A 20,857-nucleotide genomic window follows, 5' to 3' on the forward strand; every position below is an offset into this window, starting at 1 on the left:
CCGAATGGTCCAGTCCACTATGTCCTGGTGACCTCTTCCGCGCCCAGCCCCGACCGCGCCGGGGCCGATGCCGCCGAGCCGCTTTCGCAGCCGAATCTCATGCCATTGTCCGACGCCGCGGTGGACCTCCCGCGTACCTCCCCGGTAGACCTGCCGCGCACGTCCCCGCTTCCTGGCAAGGAGCGGCTGTGGTCGGCGAATTTCCGGTTCTACTTCACCGCCCGCTCCGTCGCCATGCTCGGCGACACGATGCTGCCGGTCGCGCTGTCCGCGGGCCTGATCCAGTACGGCTACTCGGCCGGTGACATCGGCCTGGTGATGGCCGCGTCCACCGCGTGCTTCGCCGGATTCGTGATCTTCGGCGGGGTCTTCGCGGACCGCTTCAACGCGCGGCGGCTGATGATCGGCGCCGATCTCGTACGCGTCGGCACGCAGTCCACCGCGGCGGTGCTCTTCCTCACCCACCACATCACGCTGTGGGAGATGGCGCTGATCGCCGTCGTCAACGGCACGGCGGCGGCCATGTTCCAGCCGGGCGTGGCCAGTACGGTCGTGCGGGTCGCCACCGATGTGCAGGGCGCCAACGGTGTGACCCGTACCGCCGAGTCCGTCGCGGGGCTGGCCGGGCCCGCGGTCGCCGGTGTCCTGGTCGGCTTCACCTCACCGGGCGTCGTCTTCGCCGTCCACGCGTCCACGTATCTGGTCAGCGCGCTGTGTCTGATCGCGCTGCGGCTGCGACCGCTTCCGGCGAAGACGGGTGCCGGGACGGGGTCGGGGTCGGGCACTGGCACTGGCACTGGCACTGGCACTGGCACGTTCAAGGCCGATCTCGCGGAGGGCTGGCGGGAGTTCCGCGCGCGCACCTGGATGTGGGGGGTGATCGTGATCTGGATGGGCTACATGATCTTTGTCTTCGGCCCCTACATACCGCTCGCCGCCGGTCAGATCATCCCCGAGCACGGCGCGGGCGCCTACGGCCTCGTCAACTCCGCCCTCGGCGGCGGCACCGCGGTCGGCGCGCTGATCGCCATGCGCGTACGCGCGGACCGCCCCTTGCGCGCGGGCTCCATCGCCCTCTTCGGCACCGCCCTGATGCCCGCCTCGGTCGGCTTCGACCTCCCGGTCCCCGCGATCGCCGCCTGCGTCTTCGGATCCGGCATCTGCTGGGCCTACTGGGGCGTCAACTGGGCCACCAGCGTCCAGACCCAGGTCCCCGGCGAGATCCTCAACCGCATCCACGCCTACGAGGTCGCCGGCTCCATCGCCATGATGCCGGTCGGCCAGTCCCTCGCCGGCCCCGCCTCCGCCGCCTTCGGCGCCCGCCACGTCCTCCAGACCGGCGCCGTGGTCACCCTCATCGTCTGCACCCTCCTCCTCTCCGTCCCCGCCATCCGCAACCTCCGCCGAGTCCCAACGCCTTAGGGCCTGTCCGGCGGATCACGACCGGCCCCTCACCACCCGCCCCGGCGAGGCCATTCCGTTGCCCCGGACGACCGGTACAACCAGGCTCACTCTGGCCACAACGAGGTCGGTCAGCGCGGCGAGGAACCGCCGCCCTGCTGGGGCGAGTTCGACGACCATTGCGCCACCGACCACGAGAAGCGTCCCCTCGCACCGTCTCCACGTCATCGGTGGGCACGGCCAGGTCGTACGACCCGCTTCCGGTCGTCAACTCGAACCGCCGAAACGTGAACGCCCCCGTCACGCGTTCCCTCAACTAAGGACTGTCCCGCAGAGAGTTTGTAAGGCTTGGGTGACGGCGATGCCGGTGTGGCGGATACGGTGGAGCGGTTCATCGGTAGGGGGCTGGGGGGAACAGTGGGGCGCAGTGAGCTTCCCGTGGAGAACGCTGGCGAAAGGGATCTCTGTCTGTTCATCGAGCCGTACGGCGAGGACTTCTACCTCAAGCCTGGGGAGGTCTTCACGGTCGCACCTGAAGCCGAAGGGCTCGATGTCTGGTTCTCCACCCTTGTCTGGGAGGGAGGCATCACCGTGTGGCCCTACGAGAACGGCGATCCGACCAGGATTGTCCTTGAGTACACAGTGACCGACGCCAACGGGACTCGGCTGGAATGCGGTCACCAAAGGCCGCCGAGGCCGACCGGTTCTGACATGCCTGCACTGGATTGACCCCCTCAGTCACCGGGTCGGAGCAAGATTGTGAAGCCGGGCGACGCCGAGCACAGCTCGGTACACGCCATCGCCTTTGAGGCGGCAGTCGCGGAGGATCTTCCAGCTCTTCATCCGGGCGAAGGTGTGCTCAACGCGGGCGCGGACCTGTTTGTGGGAGCGGTTGTGCTTCTCCTTCCGGGGCGAAGTTCTTCGCCCTTACGGCGGCGGTGCGGGATGACCAGACCGGTGTCCTGGTAGCCGCCGTGACGATAGTCATAGCGGTGCCGACGGCAGCCTTGGCCCCGGACTCCCCCCAGCCACGGGAGGGTGGGCACCAGGGTCCCGCCGACGATGAGGCACGGTGACCTTGCGATCGTTTCACTCGGCAGAGAAACAACCACCGCCCCATACCTCCCGGCCTGAGTCGGTCCAAAATGCCGCCATGGATGACGAAGAGCACAACGAGGCAGCTGCACGCACATTCCTGTCATGCGCCACCGAGGTGGCGCGGCTGATGGATCTCGGGAACGCGGCCGACGTGCCGGAAACCCGCCGGGCACGGCACCTGGCCCATGCGGTGCGCAAGCCACTGCTCCAACGCGCCTACCTACCCGAAGAGTTCTTCGCCGCGTTGATGGCCGCAGCGGTCTACGACCCGGACCCTAGCTTCTGCCGCTGGTTCGCCGAACCAGCCGTCTACGCCTTCGGACGACGCCGTGTCATGAGCGCACTACTCGACTATCTACGGACAGGCACGGACGCCGAGCAGGCGGGGGCCGAGCGGGCCTGGTACTGCGCCCACGTGCCGCTCCGCGCAGAGCGGTCCCCGGCCTATGCGCCAGGCGGAAGGCGCGATCCCGCGCTGGATGAGTCCAGCGATGTGAAGGACGAGTGGCGGGAAGCGCTTCGACGATCGGCCAGGTGACCGGGCCGCCTCGAAACCTGAGCCAGCCCCGGTGCCATAGACCTGCTGCTCACTCTGACCATTGAGCGGGACAGCCCTTAATCCTGGTTATCTGTCCTTCGTTCTAGCAGCCAAATGCCCGATTGAGCCGCGGCAATGTACTCCTCACCCAGATCAGGACGTCCAACTGCAACTTCACTCGAATGTGATTCTCCAGAAACCAACCGGAGCAGAGTAACCATAAGATGACTTCACACGAATGGCTTTACCCCATACCCAAGCCGGCCAAATTTACGGAAACCGCTGGGACCGCGGCCTCGAAAAGCATTGACTGGACTTCCAGATGGCCATCCAAGCCGTGATCAAAGATGTCACCGGGCACAGCAGCGTCGAACAGCCACGATAAGGTCTCCGGAATGCGCCTCGCCGTCTCCCCGCACCCGCACCGGTACGCATCCCAGTCGTGCCGGTGCAATTGGCATCTCATGCCACACCTTGCCCGCACCAGCGTTCCGCACAGCTTCCGCCACACGAGCAGGGTACTGCCATGTCCCCCATGGGTACCCGTATACCCGCGGTACAAGTTCGACACTTCGCTTTCTCCGTGGCCGCACTTCCGGCTCGACCGCGATACTCATTTGCCGCCGGAATACGACTCTCATTCAGCGTGACGGGAAACCGGAGGGCCGCCAACTGCGGATTCTGCGCGGCCGCGCGCGACTTGACGACCACGTTCTCGGCGAATCCGTCCGCGACCGCGGAGACCACGAGGTCCACGTCGGGCAGCACGGAGGCGCAAGTGGCCGTGGCCCGGTCAGGGTCGGCGCCGGGAGCGTCCACGGAGCGGTGGTGCCGTACGACTTGCCGTCCACCGTGACGGTCGCCAGCGGGCTGGTGCCACCGCCGAGTCCCGACGGCCTCACCCGCCCCCGGCGCGGGGACCACGCGGAGGGCGGCCTCGCCGTCTGGTCCGGGGGCCTCGGGTCATGGGGAGGTAATGAATTCTTCAAGGATTCGCATGGTGTGCGACAGGTGATCGCGGGGGCGGCCCCGTGCCTGTGGCGGGAAGAGATCGGAGGGGCGTGGGCGCGGCGGAAAACAGGGTGAGCGGTGTCGGTGGTCGCGCCTAATGTCGGGAGGGATGTCTGCCACGACCACTGACCCCGCGCCCGCCGTCCGTTCGAGATCAGCGATTCGGTCGCTGCTGCGCCTTTGGCCTTATGTGCGGGCGGTACGGGTGCGGTTGGGGGTGTCCGCGGTGGTGGGCGCGGGCGCGTCGTGCGTGGCGCTGCTGATTCCGCTGGTGCTGAAGTGGATGGTGGACGGGCCGGTCTCGGACCACGATCCGGCCGGGGTGTGGCTCGGCGGCGGGCTGATCCTGCTGCTCGGGCTGCTGGAGGCGCTGCTGTTCGGGATCAGGCGGTGGCTGGTGGCCCGGCCGCTGGCCGGGGTCGAGGCGGCGATGCGGGCGGATCTGTACCGGCATCTCCAGCGGCTGCCGGTGGAGTTCCACGACCGCTGGGCGTCGGGGCAGTTGCTCTCGCGGGCGACGATGGACCTCCAGATCCTGCGGATGTTCCTCGCCTTCCCGCTGGTCTTCCTGGTGGTCAACACCGTCACCGTGCTGATCGGCTTCGCGATCCTGTTCGCGCAGTCCTGGCTGCTCGGCCTGGTGCTGCTGGCGCCCGCCGTGCCGCTGATGATCATGTGTTCCGTCTTCGAGACGCGGTACGCGCTGGCCGCCCGCCGCGCGCAGGACCAGGCGGGCGATCTGGCCACGCTGGTCGAGGAGTCGGTGCTGGGCATCCGGATCATCAAGGCGTTCGGCCGGCACCGCAGCCAGGCGCGGGCCTTCCGCGCGCAGACCCGGGGGCTGTGGCGTACCGAGATGCGCAAGGCGCGGCTCCTCTCGGACATCTGGGCCGTGATCATGACGCTGCCCGAGGTGGCGATCGGCGCCGCGCTGGTGTGCGGTGTGCTCCAGGTCGCGGACGGCAAGCTGTCGGCGGGCACCCTGGTGGCGTTCCTGTCGACCGCGCTCGCGCTGCGCTGGCCGGTCGAGTCGATCGGCTTCCTGCTCGCGATGAGCAACGAGGCGGCCACCGCCGCCGACCGGTACTTCGAGGCGATGGACACCCCCGAACCCGACAGCAGCGGCAGGACCGGCAGCACCGGCAGCACCAGCGGGAGCGAGAACGACGGAAGCGCCGCGAGTGCCACGGACGGCACCGGAGTCGGACGACCGAGCGACGGCCTGCGCATGCACGCCGTCCGCTTCCGTTACCCCGACGCCCCCGACGCGGGCCCCGACCTCCTCAAGGGCGTCGACCTGCACATCGGCCCCGGCGAGACGATGGCGCTGGTCGGCGCCACCGGCAGCGGCAAGACGACGCTGACCGCGCTGCTCCCCCGGCTGCACCAGGCGACCGGCGGCCGGATCACCCTGGACGGCGCGGACATCGCCGACCTGCCGGTCAAGCGGCTGCGCGAACTGCTCGCCGTCGCCTTCGAGGAGCCGACGCTGTTCTCCGCGACCGTACGGGAGAACGTGGCGATGGGCGCGGGCCCTGAGGGCGCCGACGAGGCGGACATCGTACGAGCCCTGGCCGTCGCGCAGTGCGGCTTCGTGGAGCGGCTGCCGCAGGGCCTGGACACGCAGGTCGGCGAGCAGGGACTGAGCCTTTCCGGCGGGCAGCGGCAACGGCTCGCGCTGGCCCGCGCGGTGGTCGGCCGCCCGCAGTTCCTGGTCCTGGACGACCCGCTGTCGGCGCTCGACGTGCACACCGAGGCGCTGGTCGAGGCCGCGCTGCGCGAGGTGCTGGCCGACACGACCGCGCTGGTCGTCGCGCACCGCCCGTCCACGGTGATGCTCGCGGACCGGGTGGCGCTGCTGGAGGACGGCCGGATCACGGCCGTCGGCACGCACGCCGAACTGCTGCGGGACAGCGCGGTCTACCGCCACCTGATGTCGGGCGCCGACGAAGAGCCGGGCGCCGACGAAGAGTCAGGCGCCGACGAAGAGCCGGACGCCGAGGGGCACCCGGACCTGCCGGAGCAGCACGGCGCCGAAGAACGGACCGGGGAGGCCGACGAGGCTTCCGCCGCGCGGGAGAGGAGCGACGCCCGATGACCTCCGCGACAGAACAGGGCTCGACAGAACAGGGCTCGACGAAAGAGAGGGCGGCGAAAGAGAGCGCGACGAAAGAGGACGCGACGAAAGAGGACGCGACAGAAGCCGGCGCCACCGAGGAGTACGACTTCGACGAGCCCACCGCCGCGCCGCTCCCGCCCGACGACCCCTTCGCCAAAGACGTCCTGCCCGCCCCGAAGAACGCCCAGTTCACCCTCCTGCGCTCGCTCCTCGGCCCGCACCGCGCCCGCGTCTGGCTGGCCGCGATCCTGCTGCTGGTCCAGCAGGCGGCCGTGCAGGCGGGCCCGCTCCTGGTGGCGTACGCCATCGACCACGCCATCCCGGCGGTGCGCGACGGCCGGCACGGCGCGCTGATCGCGGTCGCCTGCGGCTACATGGGCTGCGGCATCGCCTCCGGCACGCTCCAGCGCTTCTTCATCCGAGTCGCCGCCCGCGTCAGCCAGGACGTGCTGGTCGACCTGCGCGGCCGGATCTTCCGGCACGCCCAGACCCTCAGCCTGGACTTCCACGAGCGCTACACCTCGGGCCGGCTGATCTCCCGCTCCACCTCGGACGTCGAGTCGATCCGCGAACTGCTCAACGACGGCCTGGACGAGCTGATCGAGGTCGTGCTGTCGGCGGTCTACATCACCGCGCTGCTGATCTTCCTCGACTGGGAGCTGGGACTGGCGGCCCTGGTGTCGTACGCCCCGCTGTACGTGGCGATCCGCGTGTACCAGCGGCGCTCGATGGTCGCCTACCGCAAGCGGTCCACGGCCATCGCGGCCGTCATCGTGAAGTTCACCGAGACGATGAACGGCATCCGCCCGGTGAAGGCGTTCCGCCGCGAGGAGCCGAACGACGAGGCGTTCCTCGAACTGAACCACCGCCATGAGCGGGCCAACGGCGACGCGATCCTGGAGATGGCGCGTTACGTCGTCGGCTCCCGCGTGATCGCCAACGTCACGATCGCCGCGATCGTGATGTGGGGCGCGTACCGGGTGGCGGACGGCGGGATGGCGCTCGGTGTGCTCGCCGCCTTCGTGCTGTATCTGCGGCGGCTCTACGACCCGATCGACCGGCTCGGCATGTTCCTCAACTCCTATCAGTCCGCGGCGGCTTCACTGGAGAAGATCGCCGGGCTGCTGGCCCAGCGGCCGACCGTGCCGGAGCCCGCGCCCGAGCGCGCGGTGCCGCTGCCGGAGCGGGCGGGCGAACTGCCGGGCCGCGAGGTCGTCTTCGACGAGGTGCGCTTCGCGTACCGCACGGGCGGCGAGGTGCTGCCGCGGTTCTCGCTGCGGCTGCCCGCGGGGCAGACCGTCGCCGTGGTGGGCGCGACCGGCGCGGGCAAGTCGACGCTCGCCAAACTGCTGGCCAGGTTCTACGACCCCACCAGCGGCCGAGTGCTGCTGGACGGCGTGGAGTTGAGCGATCTCACGCAGACCGATCTGCGGCGCGGGGTCGTGATGGTGACGCAGGAGGCGTTCCTGTTCTCCGGGACGGTCGCGGAGAACATCGCGATCGGCCGGCCGGACGCCTCCCGCGAGGATGTGGAGGCCGCCGCGAAGGCCATCGGCGCCCATGACTTCATCGCGGCGCTGCCGGACGGCTACGACACGGACGTACGCAAGCGCGGCGGCCGTATCTCCGCGGGCCAGCGCCAACTGGTCGCCTTCGCGCGGGCGTTGCTCGCCGACCCCGGCGTGCTTATCCTGGACGAGGCGACGTCCTCGCTGGACGTGCCGGGCGAGAAGGCCGTCCAGCACGCGATGCACACCGTGCTCAACGGGCGTACGGCGGTGATCATCGCGCACCGGCTGTCGACCGTGGAGATCGCCGACCGGGTCCTGGTCATGCGCGACGGCAGGATCGTCGAGGACGGCACCCCGGACGAACTCATCGCGGACGACGGCCACTTCGCCGGACTCCACCAGGCGTGGCGGGACAGCCTGGTCTGACCGTCAGCGCCCCTACGACGAGGCCGTCCACGCCGACGCGGCACCCGCCCGCGTCGGCGCACCACCCCGCTGGTGTCGGCGAATCACCCCGTCCGGATCGGCGCACCGCCCCGCCCCGCGGCGCCGCACCGCCCGGCCCGCGCCAACGAACCGCCCTTCGCGCCACGCGCGAAGGGCGGTTCGTATTGCCGGGACACCAACTGCGCCTGATCCAGAGGGCCGGATTGGCCCCCTCTTGACCCCATTCGCCCGCAGAAAAACTTCTTCTCCGCGCAACACCGCGATGACAAATGACCGCTATGCGAACACCGCTCACCGAACAACGGACTGTTTTCGGCCAAGTTTGCCCCACGCCACTGACATGTACCGGTAAAGGATGCCACTCTGTGCCCCGTTCCACAGCAACGCCACAGCACTACAGCAGTGCCACAGCTCTACCCGGACAGATCACCAACCCCACCTGTCCGGACTGTCACCGACCGCCCATCCGCGGTCGCCGCAGAAGGAGTGACGAGTGCGCAGATCCCCCCGCAAGGCAACAGCAGCAGGAGTGCTGATTGCCGGTGCAGCGATGCTGGCGGTCGCACTGCCCGCGGGTACGGCCTCAGCAGGCGTACCCGGGCAGGCAACGGCCCAGGCCAGTACACATGTTCAGCCGCGAGCGGGTGCGCTGCCCGCATCGCTCTCCCCGGCCCAGCAGGCCACCCTCGTCTCGCAGGCGCAGACCAAGAGCGCGGCCACCGCGTCCTCGCTGCACCTGAGCTCGGGTGAGAAGCTGGTCGTCAAGTCCGTCACCAAGGACACCGACGGCACCGTCCACACCCGCTACGAGCGTACGTACCAGGGTTTGCCGGTCCTCGGCGGCGACTTGATCGTGCACCAGGACGCCGCAGGGGCGACCACCGGTGTCGACAAGGCGACCAACGCCTCGGTGGCGGTGGCCAGCACGACCGCGGTCAAGAGCGCGGACTCGGCGAAGACCACGGCGCTCGCCCGCGCGAAGGCGGACGGCGCGGCCTCCCCGGCCGCGGTCGGCGCGCCGCACAAGGTCATCTGGGCCGCGTCCGGTACGCCCGTACTGGCCTGGGAGTCCGTCATCGGCGGCTTCCAGGAGGACGGCACGCCGAACCAGCTCCACGTCATCACCGACGCGAGCACCGGCAACCGCCTGTACGAGTACCAGGGCATCGAGACCGGCATCGGCAACAGTGAGTACAGCGGCCAGGTCACCATCGGCACCACGCAGTCCGGGTCGACGTACACGCTGACCGACGGCGGCCGCGGCGGCCACAAGACGTACAACCTGAACCACGGCACCTCCGGCACCGGCACGCTGTTCTCGCAGTCCAGCGACACGTGGGGCGACGGCAACCCGTCGACCGCCACCACCGCCGGTGTGGACGCGGCCTACGGCGCCCAGGAGACCTGGGACTTCTACAAGAACACCTTCGGCCGCAGCGGCATACGCGGCGACGGTGTGGCCGCGTACTCCCGCGCCCACTACGGCAACAGCTACGTCAACGCCTTCTGGGACGACTCCTGCTTCTGCATGACGTACGGCGACGGCAGCGGCAACACGCACCCGCTGACCGCGCTCGACGTCGCGGGCCACGAGATGAGCCACGGCGTCACCTCCAACACCGCGGGGCTGAACTACTCGGGTGAGTCCGGCGGTCTGAACGAGGCCACCTCGGACATCTTCGGCACCGGCGTGGAGTTCTACGCCAACAACACCTCCGACCCGGGTGACTACCTCATCGGCGAGAAGATCAACATCAACGGCAACGGCACGCCGTTGCGGTACATGGACCAGCCGAGCAAGGACGGCGGCTCGAAGGACTACTGGTCCTCCAGCCTGGGCGGCCTCGACGTGCACTACTCGTCGGGCCCGGCCAACCACTTCTTCTACCTGCTCTCCGAGGGCAGCGGCGCCAAGGTCATCGGCGGTGTGAGCTACAACAGCCCGACCTCCGACGGTCTGTCGGTGCCCGGCATCGGCCGGGACAACGCCCTCAAGCTCTGGTACAAGGCGCTCACCGAGCGCTTCACCTCGACCACCAACTACGCGTCGGCCCGCACCCAGTCGCTGCTCGCGGCGGCCGACCTGTGGGGCGCCAACAGCGCCACGTACAACACGGTCGCCAACACCTGGGCGGCGATCAACGTCGGCAGCCGGGTCACCACGCCCAGCGGCGTCACCGTCACCAACCCGGGCGCCAAGTCCACCGTGGTGAACACGGCGGCCAGCCTCCAGATCCAGGCGAGCACCACCAACGGCGGCGCGCTGACCTACACCGCGACGGGCCTGCCGGCCGGTCTGTCGATCAACGCCTCCAGCGGCCTGATCTCGGGCACCCCGACCGCGACCGGCAGCTCCAGCGTGACGGTCACGGCGAAGGACTCCACCAACGCCACCGGTACGGCCACCTTCACCTGGACGGTCACCAGCGCGGGCGGCGGCGGCTGCACCGCGGCGCAGCTCCTGACCAACCCGGGCTTCGAGAGCGGCAACACCGGCTGGACGACGACGTCGGGCGTGATCGACAACAGCACCGGCGCCGCGTCCCACGGCGGCTCGTACAAGGCGTGGCTGAACGGCTACGGGACCACGCACACCGACACGCTCGCCCAGTCGGTCACGATCCCCGCCTCGTGCACCAGCGCCACCTTCACCTACTGGCTCTACATCAGCAGCCAGGAGACCTCCACGACCACGGCGTACGACAAGCTCACCCTCACGGCGGGCAGCACGACCCTGGTCACCTACTCCAACGTCAACAAGGGCACCGGCTACGTCCAGCGCTCGGTCGACCTGTCCTCCTACAAGGGCCAGACCGTCAGCCTGAAGTTCACCGGCACCGAGGACGCCTCCCTCGCGACGTCGTTCCTGATCGACGACGCGGCGGTCAACGTCAGCTAGCCCGTACGGCTCGTGTCTGAGTCCTGCGGCGGGTCCCCACCCGCCGCAGGACCCGGGCGGAGGAACTCGCCGGGACAAGATCGACCGGAGGCCGCAGGACTCTGGTATGCTGGTCGCGTTGCAGTTGTGGTACCCAGAACTTTTTGTGCGCCTGGATGATTGCGATTCCGGGCGCACTTTTGTTTTGCCGGATTTCTCCGGTGTGGGGTGATCATCTACAGCGACCCATATCCGTACAGTGCGGGTTTGGAAACTGCCCCACCATAGGGAGATTGTTATGGCTACCGGAACCGTGAAGTGGTTCAACTCGGAAAAGGGCTTCGGCTTCATCGAGCAGGAGGGTGGCGGCCCGGACGTGTTCGCCCACTACTCGAACATTCAGTCCCAGGGCTTCCGTGAGCTGCTTGAGGGCCAGAAGGTCGAGTTCGACGTCACGCAGGGCCAGAAGGGCCCGCAGGCGGAGAACATCCGTCCGCTCTAATTCAGAGTAACCGGGCCGCGACGCTCGGTAACGGGAGGCCCGCACCGCACGGTGCGGGCCTCTCGCGTGCAGCCGCCGCAATGGCTCCCGCCGTGGCGGCCCGAGGAAGGAATCCCGCTTTTGTCACCCGTGTCCCCCGTAAAGCTGTTCTCCGAGCTTCCGCTCGACCCGGCGCTGGTCGCCGCCCTGGACGCCGACGGGGTGACAGAACCGTTCCCGATCCAGGCCGCGACGCTGCCGGACTCGCTCGCCGGCCGTGACGTGCTCGGCCGCGGCCGTACCGGCTCCGGCAAGACGCTGGCCTTCGGCCTGCCGATGCTGACCCGCGTCAAGGCGCTCGGCCGCCGCGCCGACGCCAAGCGTCCGCTGGCGCTGGTGCTGGTGCCCACCCGCGAGCTGGCCACCCAGGTGACCGACGCGCTCGCGCCGTACGCGAAGGTGCTCGGGCTGCGGACCACCGCGGTGGTCGGCGGCGCCTCCATCACCAAGCAGATCGCCGCGCTGCGCGGCGGGGCCGAGATCCTGGTCGCGACCCCCGGCCGGCTCTTCGACCTGATCGAACGGCACGCCTGCTCGCTGGACCAGGTCGGCGTGACGGTACTGGACGAGGCCGACCAGATGGCCGACATGGGGTTCCTGCCGCAGGTCACGCGGCTGCTGGAGCAGGTCAAGCCGGGCGGGCAGCGGATGCTGTTCTCGGCGACGCTGGACCGCAATGTCGACAAGCTGGTCAAGCGGTTCCTGAAAAATCCGGTCACGCACTCGGTGGACCCGTCGTCCGCGACGGTGACGACGATGGAGCACCACGTGCTGCACGTCGACGAGGCGACCAAGCGGGCGGTGACCGCGGAGATCGCCGCCCGGCAGGGCGGCGTGATCATGTTCGTCGGCACCAAGCGCGGCGCCGACCGGCTCACCAAGCACCTGCTGGGCCTCGGGGTGCGGGCGGTGGCGCTGCACGGCGGCAAGTCGCAGCCGCAGCGGAACCGGGCGCTCGACCAGTTCCGTACGGGGACGGCCGACGCGCTGGTGGCCACGAATGTCGCGGCGCGCGGGATTCACATCGAGGGTCTCGACCTGGTCGTGAACGTCGATCCGCCGACCGAGGCCAAGGACTATCTGCACCGCGGCGGGCGTACGGCGCGGGCCGGTGAGTCCGGCACGGTCGTCACGCTGGTGCTGCCCGAGCAGCGGCGCGAGAACGCCCGGCTCATGACGCAGGCCGGTATCCGGCCGCACACCGCCCGGGTCCGTCCGGGCGACGCGGATCTGGTCAGGATCACCGGTGCCCGGCAGCCGTCCGGCACCCCGGTCACGCTGCCCGCCGCCGAGGTCCCGGCGCCCAAGGCCAAGGCTCCCGGCGCGGCCCCGTCCCGCCGCCGTCGCGGCGGCAGTGGACGCGGCGGCGCCGCTACCGCCGGTGAGCGTCAGCAGCCCGCCAAGAAGGCCGCATCCCGCCGTACCGGCGCCACCGCCAACGAGGGCGCCGCCGGCCGCGGCCGCCGCACCGGCCCCGGCGCCGCCGCCGGCCGCGGCGGCGCGGTGGGCCGCCGCGCCCGCGGCGGCGACACCGGCAGCTCAGGCCGCGCGGCCTGACCCCACCCCGCACACCGAAGCGCCCCCGCCGATCCCCTCGGCGGGGGCGCTTCCCCCTCTCCGCCGCACCACCTCGGCCGCCGGGCGGGCGGGCGGCTCCGAAACAGCCCCCGGCCGCAGGCCGAATCGGCGACCCGAACCTTCCGGCCCCCTGCACCGCACGAGCCGAGCAGGCCGGAGACACCGGGCGAAGCCCCGGTCGGAAGGCCGACCCCACGCCGGAGGCGAGCCCCGGCCGCAGGCCGACCGGCGGATCGGGGCCGCAACGGTTCCCACGCCGAAGGCGAGCCCCGGCCGCAGGCCGACACGGCGAACCGGAGCCACCGGCCCCCGGCACCGCACGAGCCGGGCAGGCCGGAGGCGCTGGGCGAAGCCCGGGCCGGAAGGCCAGCCCCACGCCAGAGGCGAGCCCCCGGCCGCAGGCCGACACGGCGACCCGAAGCCTCCGGCCCTCTGCACCGCACGAGCTGGGCAGGCCGGAGGCGGGCCCCCCGGCCGGAAGGCCAACCCCACGCCGGAGGCAAGCCCCCGGCCCGAGGCCAGCCCCGCTGGGGAGGCGGGCCCCGGTCGGAGGGCGGCTAGCGGAGGAGGCCGGCGGTCATGCCCTCCGTTTCCGGGGGGATGGCCATCAGGCCGAGCTCGGCGGGAGTGGCCAGGTGGGGGTGGGTGGGGAGGACGCGGACGGTGTAGCCGAAGGGGCCGGTGCGGTCGAGGGTGAGAGGCCCTTCGTAGTGGTAGCGCCCCGCGCTGTCGGTGCGGGAGGTGGGCTTGAGCGAGGCGACGGTGGGATCGGCGAGCCGGTCGGCGGCGTCGACGCGGCCGGACAGGAGCTGGACGTCGACGTCCGTCGGGTCCAGCTCGCCGAGGGCGACCTCCACCCGGAGGGTGAGCGTGGAGCCCAGCTCCGGGGTGCCGCCGACCGAGCCGGTCTCCACGTGCTGGACCGAGACCCGCGGCCACTGCTGCCGTACCCGCCGCTTCCAGGCGGCCAGCGCCCCGGCCTCCTCCCCGTGTACGGCGCGGTGCGAACGGGCGGCGGGCGCGTACAGCGTGCGGACGTAGTCCTGGACCATCCGGCCGGCCACCACCTTCGGGCCGAGGGTGGTGAGGGTGTGCCGGACCATCTCGATCCAGCGGCCGGGCAGGCCCTGCGCGCCCTGGTCGTAGAAGCGCGGCGCGACCTGCTTCTCCAGCAGGTCGTAGAGCGCGGCGGCCTCCAGCTCGTCGCGGCGGTCCTCGTCGACGACGCCGTCGGCGGTGGGGATCGCCCAGCCGTTGTCGCCGTCGAACCACTCGTCCCACCAGCCGTCGAGCACCGACAGGTTGAGGCAGCCGTTGAGCGCGGCCTTCATCCCCGAGGTGCCGCAGGCCTCCAGCGGACGCAGCGGATTGTTGAGCCAGACGTCGCAGCCGGGGTAGAGCAGCCGCGCCATCCGCATGTCGTAGTCCGGCAGGAAGACGATGCGGTGCCTGACCCGGGGGTCGTCGGTGAACCTGACCAGCTCCTGGACCAGCCGCTTGCCGCTGTCGTCGGCCGGGTGCGCCTTGCCCGCGACCACGATCTGGATCGGCCGCTCGGCGTGCAGCAGCAGGTCCATCAGCCGGTCCTGGTCGCGCAGCATGAGGGTGAGCCGCTTGTACGACGGGACCCGGCGCGCGAAGCCGATGGTGAGCACGTCGGGGTCGAGGACGCTGTCGGTCCAGCCCAGTTCTGCCTCTCCCGCGCCGCGCTGCCGCCAGGACTCGCGGACCCGGCGCCGTACGTCCTCCACGAGCTGTTCGCGCAGTTCGCGGCGGAGTTCCCAGACGGCGGCGTCGGGGATGTCGGCGATGGCCTCCCAGCGGTCGGCGCCGCCGACCATCAGGGCGTCCTCGGCGCGCTGGGTGCCGATCTGCCGGGCGCCGAGCCGGAACACCTCGGGGGCGACCCAGGTGGGCGCGTGCACGCCGTTGGTGATGGATGTGATCGGCACGTCCTCCGGGTCGAATCCCGGCCAGAGCCCGGCGAACATCTCGCGGCTGACGGAGCCGTGCAGGGTGGAGACGCCGTTGGCGCGCTGGGCCAGCCGCAGGCCCATCACCGCCATGTTGAACAGGTTGGGGTCGCCGCCGGGGTAGGTCTCCATGCCCAGTTCGAGGACGCGGCCTATGTCGACGCCGGGCAGCTCGCCGCCGTCGCCGAGGTGGCGGCCGACCAGTTCGCGGTCGAAGCGGTCGATGCCCGCGGGGACGGGGGTGTGCGTGGTGAACACCGTCCCGGCCCGTACGGCCTCCAGCGCCGCGTCGAAGTCGAGCCCTTCGAGGGCCAGTTCACGGATGCGCTCCAGGCCGAGGAAACCGGCGTGGCCCTCGTTGGTGTGGAACACCTCGGGTTCGGCGTGGCCGGTGATCCGGCAGTAGGCGCGGACGGCGCGGACGCCGCCGATGCCCAGCAGCATCTCCTGGAGCAGCCGGTGCTCGCTGCCGCCGCCGTAGAGCCGGTCGGTGACGTCGCGCTCGGCGGGTTCGTTGGCCTCGACGTCGGAGTCGAGGAGCAGCAGCGGGACGCGTCCGACCTGGGCCTTCCAGATCTGGGCGCGCAGCGATCGGCCGCCGGGCAGGACGAGGGAGACCTCGGCGGGGGCGCCGTTCGTCTCGCGGAGCAGGGTGACGGGCAGTTCGTTGGGGTCGAGGACGGGGTACTGCTCCTGCTGCCAGCCCTCGCGGGAGAGGGTCTGGCGGAAGTAGCCGTGCCGGTAGAGCAGGCCGACGCCGATGATCGGGGCACCGAGGTCGCTCGCGGCCTTCAGGTGGTCGCCGGCGAGGATGCCGAGGCCGCCGGAATACTGCGGCAGCGCGGCGGTGATGCCGAATTCGGGTGAGAAGTAGGCGATGGCTGCGGGCAGGTCGCTCTGTTCCTGATACCAGCGGGGGTTGCTGGTGTAGTCGGCCAGTTCCTCCGCCGCGGCGGCCAGGCGGCGCAGAAAGCGCCGGTCCCCGGCGAGCGCGGCGAGCCGTTCCTTGGACACGGCGCCGAGCAGCCGCACGGGGTCGCCTTGGGCGGCCCGCCAGCCCACGGGGTCGACGCTCTGGAACAGCTCCCGGGTCTCCGGGTGCCATGACCAGCGTAGGTTCTGGGCCAGCTCCCCGAGCGGGCGCAGAGGTTCCGGCAGGACGGTGCGCACGGTGAATCGACGGATTGCCTTCACGTATTCGACCGTAGACCCGATGGCGGGGGGCCTGCGGCCAGTGTCCACGATCCGGTGGTTCAAACGCGCGAACGGCGGCTCACGGAAGCGACCGGTCGCAGTGCGGATCACGCCGGTGGGCGGGGCAGGTCGTACGGGCCCGGTCGGGGGTCACCGGCCCGGCGCGTGACCGCCGTCGCCCTGGGGGTTCCGGGTGACGTGAGGGTACGGCCGTACGCGGGCGTGTCGGGTGCTTCGCGTACGGTGGGGGCGTGCGCGGGGGCGCTCTCGGGGGCGCGTGTCAGGCGCGCCCGTGGTCGGCCCCACAATGGCGTCAGGGGCAGGTCGGGGGTGGCGGATTGAGCATTCGTGACGCGCTCCCGAAACGCTTCGGTGAGGTGCTTTCGTCTCGCGGAGCGTGGGCAGGCTCCGATTGCGGGGCTTCGCGCGGAGCACGAGACTGCACCACACAGCGTCACAACGCACCGTCAGGTCCCACGGCACCACACGTACGGCACCACAGTCATGGCAGCAATCGTCCCGGATCGTCACCTATCACCTCCACACGAGTGAACGCGGACTGGAGCGGCCATGCAGGCAAGCCCGCACTGCCCGGAACAGCTAAAAAGAGCGGGGGCCCGCGAGGGAGCGGCCCGTCGCGACGCTGCTCGCCGCCGCCGTGGGCCGCTGTCCGGCGCCCCCCATCTCCGCCGTCCCATCCACAGCGCTGTCAGGTGAGGCAATGATCGGTCGTATTCCCGTCGTCGATGTCCGTCCGTTGGTGGACTGTGGCCGCCGCCCGGCGAAGGCGGTGGCAGGAGAGACCTTCGAGGTGACCGCCACCGTGTTCCGGGAGGGGCACGACGCGGTGGCCGCGAACGTGGTGCTGCGGGACCCGACCGGCAGGTCGGGGCCGTGGACGCCGATGCGCGAACTGGAGCCCGGCACCGACCGGTGGGGCGCGCGCGTCACCCCGACGGCCGAGGGGCGCTGGACGTACTGCGTGGAGGCCTGGTCCGACCCGGTGGCGACCTGGCGGCACGCGGCGGGCATCAAGATCCCCGCCGGGATCGACACCGAACTGGTGCTGGCCGAGGGCGCGCTGCTGCACGAGCGGGCGGCGGCCGGGGTGCCCAAGGGCGACGGCAGGGCGGGTGTGCTGGCCGCGGTGGACGCGCTGCGGGACGCCTCGCGCACCCCCGCCGCCCGGCACGCGGCGGCGCTGGCGGACGACGTGGTCGGCGCACTCGACCGGTATCCGCTGCGCGAGCTGGTCAGCGCCTCCCGGCCGCTGCCGCTGCACGTGGAGCGGGAGCGGGCGCTGTACGGGTCCTGGTACGAGCTGTTCCCCCGCTCGGAGGGGGCGGTGCTCGAAGAGGGCGCCCCGCCGCGCTCGGGCACCTTCCGTACCGCGGCCGAGCGGCTGCCCGCGGTGGCCGCGATGGGGTTCGACGTGGTCTATCTGCCGCCCATTCACCCGATCGGCACAGCTTTCCGCAAGGGCCCGAACAACAGCCTGACGCCCGGCCCCGACGACGTCGGCTCGCCGTGGGCGATCGGCTCCCCCGAGGGCGGGCACGACGCCGTCCACCCGGACCTGGGCACCCTGGCGGACTTCGACCACTTCGTGGAGCGGGCCCGCGAGCTGCGGATGGAGGTGGCGCTGGACTTCGCGCTCCAGTGCTCGCCCGACCACCCGTGGGTGGCCAAGCACCCGGAGTGGTTCGCGCACCGCGCGGACGGCACGATCGCGTACGCGGAGAATCCGCCGAAGAAGTACCAGGACATCTACCCGATCGCCTTCGACGAGGACTTCGCGGGCATCGTCAGGGAGACCCTGCGGGTGCTGCGGCACTGGATGGCGCACGGGGTGCGGATCTTCCGGGTGGACAATCCGCACACCAAGCCGGTGGTGTTCTGGGAGAAGGTCATCGCGGACATCAACCGCACCGACCCGGACGTGATCTTCCTGGCGGAGGCGTTCACCCGTCCCGCGATGATGGCCACCCTCGGCCAGATCGGTTTCCAGCAGTCGTACACGTACTTCACCTGGCGTAACGACAAGAGCGAACTGACCGACTACATGCGGGAGTTGAGCGGGGAGGCGGCAGCGTGGATGCGGCCCAACTTCTTCGTGAACACCCCCGACATCCTGCACGCCTTCCTCCAGCACGGCGGCCGTCCGGCCTTCGAGGCGCGGGCGGTGCTCGCCGCGACGCTCTCGCCCACCTGGGGCGTCTACGCGGGCTTCGAACTGTGTGAGGGCACCCCTGCCAAGCCCGGCAGTGAGGAGTACCTGCACTCGGAGAAGTACGAACTCCGGCCGCGGGACTGGGCGGCGGCCGAGGCCGAGGGCCGCTCGCTCGCCCCGCTGATCACCACGCTCAACCGGCTGCGCCGCCGTCACCCGGCGCTCCAGCAGCTACGGGACATCACATTTCACCCAGTGGACAACAGCGCGGTACTGGCCTACTCCAAGCGCCGCGACGACGATGTCGTACTGGTGGTCGTCAACCTGGACCCGTTCCACACCCAGGAGGCCACCGTCTCGTTGAACATGCCGGCACTCGGGCTCTCCTGGCACGAGTCATACCCGGTGCGCGACGAGCTCACCGGGGACACCTACCACTGGGGCAGAGACAACTATGTGCGCCTTGAGCCGGGCCGCGCGCCCGCGCATGTCCTGTCGCTGCGACCGTCTCCTTCGATCGGAGGGTCACTCAGTTGATCGTCAACGAACCCGTCCCTGACACCTTCGAGGACACACCGGCCAAGGACCGTGATCCCGACTGGTTCAAACGGGCGGTGTTCTACGAAGTCCTCGTCCGGTCCTTCCAGGACAGCAACGGAGACGGCGTAGGCGACCTGAAAGGCATCACCGCCAAGCTGGACTATCTCCAGTGGCTCGGCGTGGACTGCCTCTGGTTGCCGCCGTTCTTCGCGTCACCGCTGCGGGACGGCGGATACGACGTGGCCGACTACACGGCCGTGCTGCCGGAATTCGGCGACCTGGCGGACTTCGTGGAATTCGTGGACGCCGCGCACCAGCGCGGCATGCGCGTGATCATCGACTTCGTCATGAACCACACGAGCGACCAGCACGAGTGGTTCCAGCAGTCTCGCAGCGACCCGGAGGGACCGTACGGGGACTTCTACACCTGGGCGGACGACGACAAGCAGTACGACGGCGCCCGCATCATCTTCGTCGACACCGAGACCTCGAACTGGACGTTCGACCCGGTGCGCAAGCAGTACTACTGGCACCGGTTCTTCTCCCACCAGCCGGATCTCAACTACGAGAACCCGCGGGTGCAGGAGGAGATCCTGGCCGCGCTGCGCTTCTGGCTCGACCTCGGGATCGACGGTTTCCGGCTGGACGCGGTGCCCTATCTCTTCCAGGAGGAGGGCACCAACTGCGAGAACCTGCCGCGTACCCACCAGTTCCTGAAGAAGGTGCGCTCCGAGATCGACGCGCACTACCCCGACACCGTGCTGCTGGCCGAGGCCAATCAGTGGCCCGAGGACGTCGTCGACTACTTCGGCGACTTCCGCAAGGGCGGCGACGAATGCCATATGGCGTTCCACTTCCCCGTCATGCCGCGCATCTTCATGGCGGTCAGGCGGGAATCGCGCTACCCGGTGTCGGAAATCCTGGCGAAGACTCCCGCCATCCCGGCGAGTTGCCAGTGGGGCATCTTCCTGCGGAACCACGACGAGCTGACCCTCGAAATGGTGACCGACGAGGAACGCGACTACATGTACGCGGAGTACGCCAAGGACCCGCGGATGCGCGCCAACATCGGCATCCGCAGGCGGCTGGCACCGCTGCTGGACAACGACCGCAACCAGATCGAGCTGTTCACCGCGCTGCTGCTCTCCCTGCCGGGATCCCCGATCCTGTACTACGGCGACGAGATCGGCATGGGCGACAACATCTGGCTCGGTGACCGGGACGCGGTCCGTACGCCGATGCAGTGGACCCCCGACCGCAACGCGGGCTTCTCGTCCAGCGACCCCGGACGGCTCTACCTGCCCACGATCATGGACCCGGTCTACGGGTACCAGGTCACCAATGTCGAGGCGCAGATGAGCTCACCCAGCTCGCTGCTGCACTGGACGCGGCGGATGATCGAGATCCGCAAGCAGAACCGTGCCTTCGGGCTCGGTTCCTACACCGAGCTGCCGTCGAGCAACCCGGCCGTGCTGGCGTTCCTGCGCGAGTCCGGCGACGACCTCGTGCTGTGCGTGAACAACTTCTCGCGGTTCGCCCAGCCCACCGAGCTGGATCTGCGGAGCTTCGCCGGGCGGCACCCGGTGGAGCTGATCGGCGGGGTGCGCTTCCCCGCGATCGGTCAACTGCCGTACCTGCTCACCCTCGCGGGCCACGGCTTCTACTGGTTCCGGCTCCGCCGCGAGCAGGTGTGACGGCGGGGGGCCGGAGCGACCGGCCCCCCGCAGCCGACGCGGGTGGCGCACCGCCCCCGCGGCCGGCCCCCGCTCCGAGTAGCGGGCATCCCGGACCCCTGGCAGTATCCGGAGTACCCCAGCAGCACCCGCGGGGCGCATTCCGTCGTACGTCGGCTCGCTGA

11 protein-coding genes and 1 pseudogene are annotated in these 20,857 nt (G+C 70.3%); 10 read left to right on the forward strand and 2 right to left on the reverse strand.

Features of this window, described 5'->3' with window-relative positions:
- The first annotated feature begins 150 nt into the window (after positions 1–150).
- Both ACFY9V_RS14705 and ACFY9V_RS14710 read left to right on the forward strand, forming a co-directional pair.
- Positions 151–1,422 carry an MFS transporter gene (locus ACFY9V_RS14705; protein ID WP_391161738.1) on the forward strand — a complete coding sequence of 424 codons (1,272 nt, stop codon included), beginning with the start codon at positions 151–153 and terminating at the stop codon, positions 1,420–1,422.
- A gap of 327 nt (positions 1,423–1,749) precedes the next feature.
- Positions 1,750–2,130: a hypothetical protein gene (locus ACFY9V_RS14710; protein WP_391044665.1), complete on the forward strand. Its 381-nt coding sequence runs from the start codon at positions 1,750–1,752 to the stop codon at positions 2,128–2,130.
- A gap of 9 nt (positions 2,131–2,139) precedes the next feature.
- Here the strand turns inward: ACFY9V_RS14710 and ACFY9V_RS14715 are convergent.
- Positions 2,140–2,434: pseudogene (locus ACFY9V_RS14715) on the reverse strand (transposase family protein); the annotation flags it as partial.
- A gap of 120 nt (positions 2,435–2,554) precedes the next feature.
- Between ACFY9V_RS14715 and ACFY9V_RS14720 the strand changes: the two are divergent.
- From ACFY9V_RS14720 to ACFY9V_RS14745, 6 genes are all read left to right on the forward strand, one after another.
- Positions 2,555–3,037: a hypothetical protein gene (locus tag ACFY9V_RS14720; protein ID WP_391161517.1), complete on the forward strand. Its 483-nt coding sequence runs from the start codon at positions 2,555–2,557 to the stop codon at positions 3,035–3,037.
- A gap of 1,120 nt (positions 3,038–4,157) precedes the next feature.
- Entirely contained in the window at positions 4,158–6,146 is a 1,989-nt protein-coding gene (locus ACFY9V_RS14725; RefSeq protein ID WP_391161519.1) for an ABC transporter transmembrane domain-containing protein, read from the forward strand.
- Positions 6,143–8,104: an ABC transporter transmembrane domain-containing protein gene (locus tag ACFY9V_RS14730; protein WP_391161520.1), complete on the forward strand. Its 1,962-nt coding sequence runs from the start codon at positions 6,143–6,145 to the stop codon at positions 8,102–8,104. The genes ACFY9V_RS14725 and ACFY9V_RS14730 overlap by 4 nt, the downstream gene beginning before the upstream one ends.
- Before the next feature lie 571 nt (positions 8,105–8,675).
- A complete protein-coding gene (locus ACFY9V_RS14735; RefSeq protein WP_391044828.1) occupies positions 8,676–11,024 on the forward strand; it encodes a M4 family metallopeptidase in 2,349 nt (782 codons plus the stop codon).
- A gap of 277 nt (positions 11,025–11,301) precedes the next feature.
- The gene (locus tag ACFY9V_RS14740) at positions 11,302–11,505 is read left to right on the forward strand and encodes a cold-shock protein (protein ID WP_188279682.1); all 204 of its coding nucleotides are present in this window, start codon (positions 11,302–11,304) and stop codon (positions 11,503–11,505) included.
- Positions 11,506–11,556: 51 nt separating this feature from the next.
- The gene (locus ACFY9V_RS14745) at positions 11,557–13,101 is read left to right on the forward strand and encodes a DEAD/DEAH box helicase (RefSeq protein ID WP_391161522.1); all 1,545 of its coding nucleotides are present in this window, start codon (positions 11,557–11,559) and stop codon (positions 13,099–13,101) included.
- 578 nt (positions 13,102–13,679) lie between these two features.
- On the opposite strand, the gene glgP is transcribed toward ACFY9V_RS14745, so the two are convergent.
- Positions 13,680–16,289 carry an alpha-glucan family phosphorylase gene (gene glgP / locus ACFY9V_RS14750; RefSeq protein WP_355349580.1) on the reverse strand — a complete coding sequence of 870 codons (2,610 nt, stop codon included), beginning with the start codon at positions 16,287–16,289 and terminating at the stop codon, positions 13,680–13,682.
- Between the two features lie 721 nt (positions 16,290–17,010).
- On the opposite strand from glgP, the gene ACFY9V_RS14755 reads away from it, so the two are divergent.
- Positions 17,011–18,996 (forward strand): maltotransferase domain-containing protein, encoded by a 1,986-nt coding sequence (locus tag ACFY9V_RS14755; RefSeq protein WP_391161523.1) that lies wholly within the window; start codon positions 17,011–17,013, stop codon positions 18,994–18,996.
- A complete protein-coding gene (gene treS, locus ACFY9V_RS14760; RefSeq protein ID WP_355349586.1) occupies positions 18,993–20,693 on the forward strand; it encodes a maltose alpha-D-glucosyltransferase in 1,701 nt (566 codons plus the stop codon). The genes ACFY9V_RS14755 and treS overlap by 4 nt, the downstream gene beginning before the upstream one ends.
- Positions 20,694–20,857 lie beyond the last annotated feature (164 nt).

This window comes from Streptomyces sp. NPDC008317 (assembly GCF_042955955.1).
In the GTDB taxonomy this organism is placed as follows: Bacteria; Actinomycetota; Actinomycetes; order Streptomycetales; family Streptomycetaceae; genus Actinacidiphila.

What these genes read in the sequence shown, in the direction of transcription:
- ACFY9V_RS14725 (WP_391161519.1), top strand. Translation starts at nt 4,158, where the DNA reads ATGTCTGCCACGACCACTGACCCCGCGCCCGCCGTCCGTTCGAGATCA.
- ACFY9V_RS14735 (WP_391044828.1), top strand. Translation starts at nt 8,676, where the DNA reads ATGCTGGCGGTCGCACTGCCCGCGGGTACGGCCTCAGCAGGCGTACCC.
- ACFY9V_RS14720 (WP_391161517.1), top strand. Translation starts at nt 2,555, where the DNA reads ATGGATGACGAAGAGCACAACGAGGCAGCTGCACGCACATTCCTGTCA.
- ACFY9V_RS14755 (WP_391161523.1), top strand. Translation starts at nt 17,011, where the DNA reads ATGATCGGTCGTATTCCCGTCGTCGATGTCCGTCCGTTGGTGGACTGT.
- ACFY9V_RS14740 (WP_188279682.1), top strand. Translation starts at nt 11,302, where the DNA reads ATGGCTACCGGAACCGTGAAGTGGTTCAACTCGGAAAAGGGCTTCGGC.
- ACFY9V_RS14730 (WP_391161520.1), top strand. Translation starts at nt 6,143, where the DNA reads ATGACCTCCGCGACAGAACAGGGCTCGACAGAACAGGGCTCGACGAAA.